Raw genomic sequence first — 12487 nt, forward strand, 5'->3', positions numbered from 1 at the left:
CGGTCGCTCCCGTGACGGAAGGGAGAGGCCGCTGTCCGCGGATCGGGAGGTGGACCGGAAGCCGGGCGTGCCGGCACCTGACGCCGGCACCGCCGACCCGGCGGCGCGGCCGGCCGGTCGGCACGCGTCGCGGGTCCTGGCGGTGGTCGCCGTCCTGGTGCTGCTCGTCGACCTCGGCACCAAACAGGTGGCGCTGAGCCTGCTGGCCGATCGCGAGCCGGTCCGGCTGCTCGGCGGTGCGCTGTACCTCACCCTGATCCGCAACAGCGGCGCCGCGTTCAACCTCGGTTCCGGCTACACCTGGATTTTCCCGCTGGTCACCGTCGTGGTCGTGGGGTGGATCGGGTGGCTGGCCAGAGGGCTGCGCTCGGTTCCGTGGGCGGTCGCTCTCGGTCTCATCCTCGGCGGTGCGCTCGGCAACTTGCTGGACCGTGTGTTCCGGGCGCCCGGCCCGTTTCTCGGACACGTGGTGGACATGTTCAGCGTGTTCCACCCGCGCGGGCAGGTCTTTCCCATTTTCAATGCCGCCGACAGCGCGTTGGTCGTCGGGGTCGCGCTCGCCGTACTGCTGGAACTGACCGGTCGCCAGCGCGATGGCCGGCGGCTGACCGCAGGAGGCCAGTGATGAGTCAGCCCACCGGACTCGGCACCGTCGGCGGCCGGCGGGCCTTGCCGATCCCTGACGGCCTCGACGGCCACCGGCTCGACCAGGCCGTCTCCCGGCTGTTCGGACTCTCCCGTACGGCGGCCGCGGCCCTGGTCGAGGCCGGTGACGCCGCGGTCGACGGGGTGCCACGGGGCAAGTCCGACCGGGTCAGCGCCGGTGCGTGGCTGGAGGTGGTGCTGCCCGCGCCGGCGCCGCCGCCGGCCGGAATCGTCGCCCAGCCGGTGGACGGCCTGCGGGTGGTCCACGCCGACGAGGACATCGTGGTGGTCGACAAACCGGTCGGGGTCGCCGCCCACCCCAGCCCCGGGTGGACCGGTCCGACGGTGCTCAGCGGTCTGGCCGCCGCCGGTCACACCGTCGCCACCAGCGGCGCCGCCGAACGCCAGGGCATCGTGCACCGGCTCGATGTCGGCACCAGCGGCCTGATGGTGGTGGCCAAGAGTGAGCGGGCGTACTCGACGTTGAAACGGGCGTTCAAGTACCGCGAGGTCGACAAGCGTTACCACGCGGTGGTGCAGGGGCATCTCGATCCGTTACGCGGGACCGTCGACGCGCCGATCGACCGCCACCCCACGCATGACTACCGGTGGGCGGTGGTGTCCGGGGGCAAGCCGAGCATCACCCACTACGAGACCATCGAGGCGTTTCCCGCGGCCAGCCTGGTCGATGTCCGCCTGGAGACCGGCCGGACACACCAGATCCGGGTGCACTTCTCAGCGCTGCGCCACCCCTGTGTGGGTGACCTGACGTACGGTGCCGATCCGACACTCGCCGCCCGGCTCGGTCTGACCCGGCAGTGGTTGCATGCCCGTGCGCTCAGTTTCCTACACCCCCGTACGGCGGAAGAAGTTCGCTTCCACAGCGACTACCCTGACGATCTGAGGCGGGCCTTGGCCGTGCTCGGCGAGTGAGCTCGCGGCCTGCCGCGGGAAAGGGGAGTCGACCGTGCGTGCCGGCGACCTGCTGCGGCAGATCGACAGGAGGCTGCTGCCGTTGCTGGCCGACGCCGTGGCCCGGTTCGCCCAGCGACCGGTGCGGCCACAGCTACTTGGTGCGGTCGTGCTGCTGTCGGTCAGCGCGGTGCTGGTCACCGCGGTGTGGGCAGCCGATCATGGACGGGTCACCGGGGTGCGGACAATGGACGACGTGGTCCGGGTCGGCGTCGCCGAGGGCGAGTCCATCCCCGACTACCTGCAGGCCGTCCGGAGCGAGCTCGCCGCGATGTCCAATGACGATACGTCGTCCGGTCCGGTCACCGGCACCTACGCGTTGGTCACGCTCACCGACTACCTGCCACCGCAACGGCTCGCCGCGGTCCTGTCCGGAGTATCGGTCGTGGAGGTCTACACCCGGGTGCCGTTGCGGCGGACCCCGACCCAGGTGGTCCGGATGCCGGCCTTCGGGCTGCCGGCGGACGTGCTGACAGGGATGGACCAGGTAGCCGAACGCAAGAGCCGGGAAGCCCGCGACTACCGTCGGCGGGCGGCGGAGCTCGGCCGGGCGGCTGAACTGGACCTCTGGACGGCGTACGACGCCGCGGCCCGGGTGGCCACCGCCGAGGCCGAAGCGTACCGGGCACATTGCGCCTGCGTGTACGCGGCGGTGGTGCAGGGCTCGCCGGCGGCTCTGCGGACGCTCGCCGGGCAGGTCGAGATCCGGGCGGTCGACCCCGCACCCGAGGTACGCCGGCTGGACCGCGCGGTCTTCCTGCCGCCGCTGCCCGAGTACGACCAGGTGGTGCCGACCGGGGCGGCGGCGTTGACCAGTGCCGGGCTGCCGCCGGGCATGTCGGACGCACCGGCGGCCGGGCCGGGATCAACCGGACGGCCACCTGTTCCGTACGCTACCCCGGGTGCCGTCGAGACCAGCACCGGGTGACTTTCCGGGTGCTGGGCGGCGGGCACCGGCGCAGATGTTGCGTCTGGGCATTCAATAGCCTTGCCCTGTGGCCTGAACAGGTTTTGCTTCGTAGCCTGTCAGGCGGGGACCGATAGCGCTGGGAGGGTGAGCCGTGGACGGCACCGAGACCGGCTGGGGCCGGCCGGCGGAACCAGCGCCGCGCTGGCGGGCGCTGCTCGACCGTGCGCGACTCGGTGGTCGTACCGGCGAGCAGCCTGAGGTCGCGCAGCGCAACGGCGTCGGTCCGGGGCCGCGCGACGGAGCCCGTGGCGGACCGGACGCTGCCCGGGGGACGGCATCGACGGCGAACGGATCGGCGCCGGTTCCCGGCTACCGGCCGGACCAGGGCTATCCACCCGACCAGGGTTATCCACCCGACCAGGGCTACTACGACCAGGGCTACCCGCCGGAGCCAGGCTACCGGGCTGGGCCGGGCTATCCATCCGACCAGGGCTATCCACCCGGCGCGGGCGATCCGGGCTATCCGCCCGAGCCACGGTCACCGTTGCCGCCGCCGAGTCCGGCGGCCGGCCGCTACTCCGCCCTGGCCCCCGCGCCGACGGCTCCGGGCGGATACGCACCGAGCTATCCGGTGATGCCAGGTCCGGGGCCCGACCGGGGAAGCTACCCGGCACCGGCACCGCCGCAGTCCGAGCCGACATACCCGCCGCAGTCCGAGCCGCCGTACCCGCCGCAGTCCGAGCCGCCGTACCCGCCGCAGTCCGAGCCGCCGTACCCGGCGCAACCCGGCGGGTACCCGGGCGCACCTGACCCGCCCTACCCCGGCGGACCTGGACCCGGACCTGAGCCAACCTACCGCACGGCAGGCGCCGAGTCCGGCGGCTATCCGGCCCGGATCGAGTGGCGCGAAAGCCGGCCGGACGCGGATGTCGATCGGGCGGCCGGCGTGCTTCGGCGTAACCTCGGGATCCCTCGGGTGCTGGCCTTCGCCAACCCCAAGGGCGGCGTGCACAAGACAACCGCCACCGTGCTGGCCGCCGCGACCATCGGTAGCGTCCGTGGCCGTGGGGTGCTGGCCTGGGACGACAACGAACTGCGCGGCACGTTGGGGTTGCGCGCCGGTAGCGCCCGGCACGCCCGTACCATCCGTCATCTCGTCTCCGACCTGGTGGGGATCGAGGCGGCGCACGGGTACGAGCTGACCGACCGGCTCGACGATTACCTGCGGCACGCCTCCGACGGCTCGTACGACGTGTTGGCCGGCGAGGAGAGCCCACGGTTCGCCCAGCGACTCGATCCACAGACCGTCCGGCGGGTGCTGGAGCTGCTGCGTCGCACCCACGATGTCATCTGCGTGGATACCGGCAACAACGTGGAGAGCGCCAACTGGCAGACCGTGCTGCAGGCGGCCGATCAGCTGGTGGTGACCTGCGTGCCGCGCGAGGACGCGGCGTTCACCGCCGACTGGATGCTCGACCTGCTCGACGACGTCGGCATGGGGGACCTGGTGGAGAACGCGGTCACCCTGCTGTCCTGCCCGAGCCCCGGGCCGGCACCGCTGCTGGAGGACCTGCGCCAGCACTTCGCGACCCGGACCCGCGCGGTCGCGGTGGTGCCGTACGACCCGGCGCTGGAGACCGGTTCGTCGATCGAGTATGTGCAGTTGCAGCCGGAGACCCGTCAGGCCTGGCTGCAGGCGGCGTCGGTCATGCTGGAGCCGTTCGTCCGCTAGCCGACGCGGTCAATCGGCGGGTGGGCTGCTGGTGGCCGGCGGGTCGGTGGCCGGCTGGCAGCCGTGTCGCGCACCCCACCGCGAGCAGCGTCCGTCCGGGTACGGCTGCAGGTGCGCCACCCAGGCGAAGTAGCCGGTGTGGTCGGTACGCCCGTCCGGCAGGTACCGGTCGACGGTGGCCGAGCCGGCCGAGGCGAGTACGAACAGCAACGGGATGAGCAGCAGGCCCACCGGTGCGATACGAGGGCGCTGCGCGGCCGTCGGCCCGGCCCGCTGCCCGGCCCGGACGGCGAGCAGGATCCCGAAGCCGGCGAGCACCAGCAGACAGTAGAGCACCACGGCGGTGGTGCGCGGGTAGAGCCGTACGGTCTGGGTCTGCCACTGTTCGCTGGCCAGCCACATCCGCAGGAACCAGGCGCTGGCCGCGCAGGCGCCCACGGCGACGACGATGGTGCGTCGCCAACCCAGCGCGATCGCCACACCGAGCCCGGCGGCGAGCAGCAGGGTGAACACGCCGACCCCGCCGAGTTCCCCGAGCGGCGGCCAGACCTCACCCACGTCGGCCGGGCGGTCGTTGCGCCACATCGCGATGTACGTCGGCTCGGTGTCGGTGTCGAAGTAGAAGTAGTCGTCTGAGGTGCCACCGGTGGGCGCGAGCAGCCCGCGCAGATGAACCCAGGCGACCAGCACGAAGGTGACCATCGTCGCGCCGCCGTAGGCCGCCAGCTGTCGCCAGCCGCGTCGCCAGGGAGCCAGCAGGGCGATCGTCAGCAACACTCCGCCGGCACACCACACGAACCAACCCGAGTAGAGCAGGAACAGCATGCCCAGCCCGGCACCGGCGAGTGCGCCGTAGCCCACCGCACGGGGCAACCGGAGTCGGTCGACGTGCCGGGCGGTGTCCAGATACCGGACCAGTACCGGGACCAGTATCACCAGGGTGAGCTGCGGGTACGGCTTGACGGGTTCGATCAGCGGGAGCATCGCGACCACGCCGATGGCCAGTGCCGACACTGGGCGCAGCACCAGACGCCACGCCAGGTAGGCCGCTGGGCCGAACAGCGCGGTGCCGGCCAGTTGGAGATCCTTGAGTGCGAAGATCAACGGTTCGTCGGTCAGCCGGGCCCAGCCGCCGATCAGCCAGAAGACGACCGGCGGGTAATGGTCGGAGATGTCCTCGCCCCGCCACAGCCGGGCGGTCCAGTCGAGGATCCACTGGTAGTCGCCGCCACCGGCCCACAGCGACAGCCGGGTGCCGCGCAGCGCCACGTCGATGCCGCCGGCGATCAGGCCGGACGCGAGGCCGGCGACGGCGGCACAGCCGGCCCGTACGGCGTACGCCTGCGTCGTCGCACCGAGTAGTCGGTGCGCCACGACCAGTGCCACGACCAGCGCCGCCGCCACCATCGTGAACCGCAACTGCAGCGCCGCCAAACCACTGACCTGACCCTTGCGGTCGAGGGGGTCGACGTCGATGGTGCGGCTCCAGGCCAGGAACCCGGCCGCGACACCCAGACTCACCAGACCTTCGATGGCGATCCCGAGCACCCGGGGGTGTCGCCCGACGGTGATCCCGGATCGCCGGAAGCGGCGGTTGCGCGGTCCGTTTCCCTCGGTCACACAGCGACCGTAAACCTTACGTAGTGACAATGCTGCATTCTGTCGTGATCCGCCGGACCGGCGGTGCGACGATGGGGTGAGTTGGGTGGATTGCCGCCTGGTGACGAGTTGGCCCCGCGCGCCGCCGGCGGCCAACCGAGGCGACCGGGATAGGGTCGTTTGGTCGTAGCCGGGACGGAGAAGGGGGCGGCCGGTGTCCGATTCGTTCGTGCACCTCCATGTGCACACGGAGTATTCGATGCTCGACGGTGCGGCCCGGCTGAAGGAGTTGTTCGCCGAGGCGAACCGGCTGGACATGCCGGCGCTGGCGATGACCGACCACGGCAATCTGTTCGGTGCGTACGATTTTTTCAAGCAGGCGACGGGTGCCGGTGTCAAGCCGATCATCGGTTTGGAGGCGTATCTCACGCCGGGTACGGATCGACGGGACCGGACCCGGGTGCGGTGGGCCGACGGTGGGGAGAACGACGTCTCCGGTGGTGGGGCCTATACCCACATGACGATGCTGGCGGCGGATGCGGACGGGCTGCGTAACCTGTTCCGGTTGGGGTCGCGGTCCAGCCTGGAGGGCTACTTCTACAAGCCGCGGGCGGACCGTGAGCTGCTGCAGTCCTACGGTAAGGGGATCATCGCGACGACCGGGTGCCCGTCGGGCGAGGTGCAGACGTGGTTGCGGATCGGCGATTTCGACAAGGCGTGCGCGTCGGCGGCGGAGTTCCGGGACATCTTCGGGCCGGACAATTTTTATCTGGAGTTGATGGACCACGGTCTGGACATCGAAAATCGAGTCAGGGCCGATCTGATCCGGCTCGGCAAAAGGTTGAATCTGAAGCCGATCGCGACGAATGATCTGCATTACACGCATGAGCGGGACGCGGAAGCGCACGAGGTGTTGCTGTGCGTACAGTCGGGCTCGACGATGGCGGATCCGAAGCGGTTCAAGTTCGACGCCCGGGACTTCTATCTGAAGTCACCGGAGGAGATGCGAAAACTGTGGGATTCGGAGGTGCCGGGGGCGTGTGACAACACCCTCGAGATCGCCGAGCGGATCGGCGACTATTCCGCGTTGTTCGGCTCGCGGGACCTGATGCCGCAGTTCCCGGTGCCGGCCGGGGAGACCGAGGAGTCGTTCCTGCGCGCCGAGGTGATGCGCGGGCTGGAGCACCGCTTTCCCGGCGGTGCCCCGGAGGGGCACCGCCGGCAGGCCGAGTACGAACTCGACGTGATCATCAAGATGGGCTTCCCGGGGTACTTCCTGGTGACCGCGGACCTGGTGGCGTACGCGAAACGGGAAGGGATCCGGGTCGGCCCGGGCCGTGGCTCGGCGGCCGGCGCGCTGATCGCGTACGCCTTGGGCATCACCGAGTTGGACCCGATCCCGCACGGCCTGCTGTTCGAGCGGTTCCTGAACCCGGACCGGGTGTCGATGCCGGATATCGACATGGACTTCGACGAGCGTCGTCGCGGTGACATGATCCGGTACGCGACCGAGCGGTACGGCGAGGAACGGGTCGCACAGATCATCACCTACGGCACGATCAAGGCGAAAGCGGCGATCAAGGACGCGGCCCGGGTGCTGGGCTATCCGTTCGCGATGGGTGACCGGATCACCAAGGCGATGCCGCCGCCGGTGATGGGCAAGGACATCCCGCTGACCGGCATCTTCGACGCCAAGCACCCCCGCTACCCCGAAGCGGTGGAGTTCCGCCAGCTGTACGAGTCCGACGGCGAGGTCCGCAAGATCGTCGACACGGCCAAGGGCCTGGAGGGGTTGAAGCGGCAGTGGGGGGTGCACGCCGCCGGGGTGATCCTGTCCCGCGACCCGCTGGTCGACGTGCTGCCGATCCAGAAGCGGGAGCAGGACGGCGCGATCATCACCCAGTGGGACATGGGCGCCTGTGAGTCCATCGGCCTGCTGAAGATGGACTTCCTCGGCCTGCGCAACCTCACCGTGATGGACGACTGCCTGGCCGGCATCAAGGGCAACCGGAGCCTCGACCTGGTGCTGGAGGACCTGCCGCTGGACGACAAGCGCGCCTACGAGTTGCTGGCCCGTGGTGACACGCTCGGGGTGTTCCAGCTCGACGGCGGGCCGATGCGCTCGCTGCTGCGCTCGATGGTGCCGGACAACTTCGAGGACATCTCCGCGGTTCTGGCCCTGTACCGGCCGGGTCCGATGGGTGCGAACGCGCACAACGAGTACGCCGACCGCAAGAACAACCGCAAGCCGGTGGTGCCGATCCACCCCGAGCTCGCCGAACCGTTGGCCGACATCCTGGGTGACACCTACGGCCTGATCGTCTACCAGGAACAGGTCATGGCGATCGCCCAGCAGTTGGCCGGCTACACCCTCGGCGCCGCGGACCTGCTGCGTCGGGCGATGGGCAAGAAGAAGAAGGAGATCCTGGACAAGGAGTACGTGCCGTTCTCGCAGGGCATGCGGGACAACGGCTACTCCGACGAGGCGATCAAGACGCTGTGGGACATCCTGGTCCCGTTCTCCGACTACGCGTTCAACAAGGCGCACACCGCCGGCTACGGACTCGTGTCGTACTGGACCGCCTACCTGAAGGCGAACTATCCGGCCGAGTACATGGCCGCGCTGCTGACCAGCGTCGGTGACGACAAGGACAAGGCCGCGGTCTATCTGGCCGAGTGCCGCCGGATGAAGATCAAGGTGCTGCCGCCGGACGTCAACGCCTCCGGCGCCCGGTTCACCGCCGTCGGTGAGGACATCCGGTTCGGCCTCGCCGCGGTGCGTAACGTCGGCACCAACGTGGTCGACGCGATCGCCCGGGCCCGCCGGGACAAGGACGCCTACACCGACTTCTACGACTTCCTGCGCAAGGTCGAAGCGGTCGCCTGCAACAAGCGCACCATCGAATCGCTGATCAAGGCCGGTGCCTTCGACTCCCTCGGGCACACCCGCAAAGGGCTGCTGACCGTGCACGCCGACGCGATCGACTCGTTCATGGACCTCAAACGCAACGAGGCGGTCGGCCAGTACGACCTGTTCGGCGACGCGTTCGGCGCCGCCGACCCGGCCGGTGGCGGGCAAGCGATGGTGGTCACCCCGCCGATCCCCGACGGCGAGTGGGACAAGACCGACCTGCTCACCTTCGAGCGCGAGATGCTCGGCCTGTACGTCTCCGACCATCCCTTGTTCGGCGTCGAGCACGTCCTCGCCGCTGCGGCGGACATGTCCATCGCCTCCCTGGCCGAGGAGGGCGCGGTCGCCGACGGCACCGTGGTCAACCTCGCCGGCATCCTGTCCGGGGTGCAGCGGCGGATCACCAAACAGGGTCGGGCGTGGGCGTCGGCCACCCTGGAAGACCTCGGCGGCGCGGTCGAGGTGTTGTTCTTCCCCAACACCTACGAGTTGGTCGGCCAGTACATCGCCGAGGACGCCATAGTCGTGGTGAAGGGCCGGGTCGACCGCCGCGACGACCAACCCCGGCTGATGGCGATGGACCTGTCCGTACCGGAGATCACCGCCGTCGACGAGATCAAACCCATCGTGATCACCCTGCCTCCGGCCCGGTGCACCCCACCCCTGGTCGACAGCCTCCGTGACGTGCTCACCAGCCACCCCGGCTCCGCCGAGGTGCACGTCAAACTCGTCAACGGCACCCGCGCCACCCTGCTGCGCCTCGGCCCGCACCGGGTCGCCCCCACGACCGCGCTGATGGCCGACCTCAAGGCGCTCCTCGGCCCCGCCGCCGTGGCCGGCTGAGCCGACGTGGGACCTGAGAGGATCACCGGGTGAGTTCACCCACCGACACCGGCCCGGCTGACGACGCAGGCGCGGACCGGGGTGCGGAGCCGGGCGGGTCGGTGCCGGCCGCGGCTCGCCCCGCCCGTCCGCGTGCCCGGCTGTCACGTCCGGCGGTGCTGACCGTCGTGGCGATGACCGCGGGCGGGGCACCGTTAGGGGTGCTCTGGTCGATGTTGGCACCGTGGGTTCCGGTGGTGAAGACCGAGCAGGGCGCCGCGGTACGCGGCGGCGACCCGGAGTACTTCGTCGCCGCCGACGGCTGGTTCACCTTTCTCGGCCTCGGCCTGGGGATCGCGGCCGGAATAGCCATCTGGTTGCTGCTGCCCCGGCTGCGTGGTCCGGTCGGGCTGTTCGCCGTGGGCCTGGGTGGGCTCGGCGCGGCGGCGGTGGCGTGGGTGCTCGGCCGCCAGATCGGCCTGGCCGACTACCGGCGTACGTTCGACGCCGCGGAACTGGGTGCGCAGCTGCAGCGACCACCGGACCTGCAGGCCGGCGCCTTCGACCTGTGGCTCGGGGTGGTGCCCGCGTGGACCGGTGCGGTGCTCGCCCCGGCCTTCGGTGCCGTCCTGGCGTACACCATGCTGGCCGGCTGGTCGCGCTATCCGAGCCTGCGACCCGAGCCCGAACCGGTCGAGCCCGAACCGGCCGGTGGTCCGGCGGACCCACCGCCGGCGGTGCCCGGGCCCGGTGCCGGGCCGGTCAGTTCGAACTCGCCGGCACCGCGAGCTCCGGCAGCGGAACCGGCACCGCCCGCACCCGGCGTAACAGGGACACCTCCCGATTGAGCATCCGTAACTCGGTACGCAGCCGCCGTGCCGTGTCCGGCTCCGCCAGCAGCGCCTGCCGCTCGGTGATGGTCAGCGCGGTGGTCGCCGCCACCAGGTGCGACAGCACGGTCGGCTGCTCCGGCAGCTGTTCGGTGATGTCCGCCGAGTCGGTGCGCACCAACTCCAGATACTGCCGGAACACCGCGAGCACCTGCGGTGCCAGCCGATCGGCCAGCTCCTCCTGGCCAACCGGCTCCGGCAGCCACTCCACCGCGGCGCTCAGGTACGGCGTCGGCTCGTCGACCAGGTCGGTGATCCGGAACCGGCGCCGGCCGACGGTGACGATGTCGAACCTGCCGTTGGGCAACTCGGTGACCTGGCGCAGCTCCGCGGTACAGCCGACCTCGTGCAGGCTCACCGCGGTAGGTGCCGGCGCCGTCGGCGGACCGGCGCTCGGTAACACCTCCCAGCCGCGCCGGATGGCCACCACACCGAACTCGCGGGTGACCCCTTCGGGCAGGCTGGTCAGGTGTCGGACCAGCTCCCGGTAACGGTCCTCGAAGATGTGCAGGGGCAACACCAGCCCGGGAAAGAGCACCGTCCCGAGCGGAAAGACCGGTAGCCGCTGACCCACCGGTCGAGCCTAGCGTGGCGACGCTCACCGTCCCGCCGGCTGGACGGCCCGAGTCCGCTGCGTGGGAGCCGCCTAGACTCGCAAGGGTGTTGAACCGGATCGACCTGCGAGGCGGGTCGCGCGACCCGCGCGGTCTGCTGCCCCGCGCCCAGCTCGACGTCTCGGCGGCGGTCGAGCGGATCCGCCCGCTGGTCGAGGCGGTACGCGAGCATGGCTACCCGGCGATCCGGGACGCGGCGCAACGGTTCGACGGGATCAGCCCGCACCAGCTGCGGGTGCCGGCCGACGCGATCGCCGCCGCCGAGCGTGACCTCGATCCGGACGTACGGGCCGCGCTGACCGAGTGCATCGTGCGTACCCGCCGGGTGCACGCCGACCAGCGACGGGCCGACGTGACCACCCAGGTGGTGCCCGGTGGCACCGTCACCGAACGGTTCGTGCCGGTCGGCCGGGTCGGGCTGTACGTGCCCGGCGGGCTGGCCATGTACCCGTCGACCGTGGTGATGAACGTCGTCCCGGCCCAGGTCGCCGGGGTGGGGTCGCTGGTCGTCACCAGCCCGCCGCAGCGGGACAACGACGGTCTGCCCGACGCCCGGGTGCTGGCCGCCTGCGCCCTGCTCGGGGTCGACGAGGTGTACGCGGTCGGCGGTGCCCAGGCGGTGGCGATGCTCGGCTACGGCGCCGCCACCGGCCCGGACGGCGACCAGCGGTGCGAGCCCGTGGACGTGATCACCGGACCGGGCAACATCTGGGTCACCGCCGCCAAGCGGCTGTTGCGCGGAGTCGTCGGCATCGACGCCGAGGCCGGCCCGACCGAGATCGCCATCCTCGCCGACGACACCGCCGATCCGGTGCACGTCGCCGCCGACCTGATCAGCCAGGCCGAGCACGACCCGCTGGCGGCCAGCGTGTTGGTCACCCCGTCGACCGCGCTCGCCGACGCGGTCGACGCCGAACTCGTCCGCCAGGTGCCGGCGACCAAACACGCCGAGCGGATCACCACCGCCCTGGGCGGCGACCAGTCCGGCACCGTGCTCGTCGACGACCTGGCCGCCGGCCTGGCCGTGGTCGACGCGTACGCCGCCGAACACCTGGAGATCCAGACCCGCGACGCCCGGCAGTGGGCGTTGCGGGTACGCAACGCCGGTGCGGTCTTCGTCGGCGCCCACTCGCCGGTGTCGCTGGGTGACTACTGCGCCGGCTCCAACCACGTGCTGCCCACCGGCGGGTGCGCGCGGCACTCCGCCGGCCTGTCGGTGCAGTCCTTCCTGCGTGGCATCCACCTGGTGGAGTACGACGCCACCGCGTTGCGCGACGTCGCCGCGCACGTGGTCACCCTGGCCACCGCGGAAAACCTGCCGGCACACGGCCAGGCGGTCCGCGCCCGGTTCACCGACCCGGCCGTCCCGCAGGTGCCGGCGTGAACGCCCCG

At 70.9% G+C, this 12487-nt stretch carries 9 protein-coding genes; 7 read left to right on the forward strand and 2 right to left on the reverse strand.

Translation table 11 applies throughout. The features are described 5' to 3' along the window. The first annotated feature begins 31 nt into the window (after positions 1-31). The 4 genes from lspA to ACN27F_RS30395 all read left to right on the forward strand — a co-directional run bounded on the left by lspA (position 32) and on the right by ACN27F_RS30395 (position 4259). A complete protein-coding gene (gene lspA / locus ACN27F_RS30380; RefSeq protein ID WP_421440555.1) occupies positions 32-625 on the forward strand; it encodes a signal peptidase II in 594 nt (197 codons plus the stop codon). Continuing rightward, positions 625-1578 (forward strand): RluA family pseudouridine synthase, encoded by a 954-nt coding sequence (locus ACN27F_RS30385; protein WP_421438895.1) that lies wholly within the window; start codon positions 625-627, stop codon positions 1576-1578. The genes lspA and ACN27F_RS30385 overlap by 1 nt, the downstream gene beginning before the upstream one ends. Before the next feature lie 34 nt (positions 1579-1612). Next, complete coding sequence (locus tag ACN27F_RS30390; protein ID WP_421438896.1) at positions 1613-2545, forward strand: hypothetical protein; 933 nt, start codon at positions 1613-1615, stop codon at positions 2543-2545. A gap of 133 nt (positions 2546-2678) precedes the next feature. After that, positions 2679-4259, forward strand: coding sequence for an AAA family ATPase (locus tag ACN27F_RS30395; RefSeq protein WP_421438897.1), 1581 nt, complete (start codon positions 2679-2681; stop codon positions 4257-4259). A gap of 9 nt (positions 4260-4268) precedes the next feature. Here ACN27F_RS30395 and ACN27F_RS30400 read toward each other — a convergent pair whose 3' ends face one another. After that, the gene (locus ACN27F_RS30400; RefSeq protein WP_421438898.1) at positions 4269-5879 is read right to left on the reverse strand and encodes a hypothetical protein; all 1611 of its coding nucleotides are present in this window, start codon (positions 5877-5879) and stop codon (positions 4269-4271) included. Between the two features lie 193 nt (positions 5880-6072). Here ACN27F_RS30400 and dnaE point away from each other — a divergent pair, with 193 nt between their 5' ends. Together dnaE and ACN27F_RS30410 are read left to right on the forward strand one after the other, a co-directional pair. Beyond that, a complete protein-coding gene (dnaE, locus tag ACN27F_RS30405) occupies positions 6073-9612 on the forward strand; it encodes a DNA polymerase III subunit alpha (RefSeq protein ID WP_421438899.1) in 3540 nt (1179 codons plus the stop codon). A 29-nt stretch (positions 9613-9641) separates the two neighbouring features. Then, positions 9642-10439, forward strand: coding sequence for a DUF2567 domain-containing protein (locus ACN27F_RS30410; protein ID WP_421438900.1), 798 nt, complete (start codon positions 9642-9644; stop codon positions 10437-10439). On the opposite strand, the gene ACN27F_RS30415 is transcribed toward ACN27F_RS30410, so the two are convergent. Then, entirely contained in the window at positions 10354-11055 is a 702-nt protein-coding gene (locus ACN27F_RS30415) for an LON peptidase substrate-binding domain-containing protein (RefSeq protein WP_421438901.1), read from the reverse strand. The two genes, ACN27F_RS30410 and ACN27F_RS30415, sit on opposite strands and share 86 nt — an antisense overlap. A gap of 86 nt (positions 11056-11141) precedes the next feature. Between ACN27F_RS30415 and hisD the strand changes: the two genes are divergently transcribed. Then, complete coding sequence (gene hisD, locus ACN27F_RS30420; RefSeq protein WP_421438902.1) at positions 11142-12479, forward strand: histidinol dehydrogenase; 1338 nt, start codon at positions 11142-11144, stop codon at positions 12477-12479. Positions 12480-12487: the final 8 nt, after the last annotated feature.

Source organism: Solwaraspora sp. WMMB335 (assembly GCF_049179075.1).
GTDB lineage: Bacteria > Actinomycetota > Actinomycetes > Mycobacteriales > Micromonosporaceae > Micromonospora_E.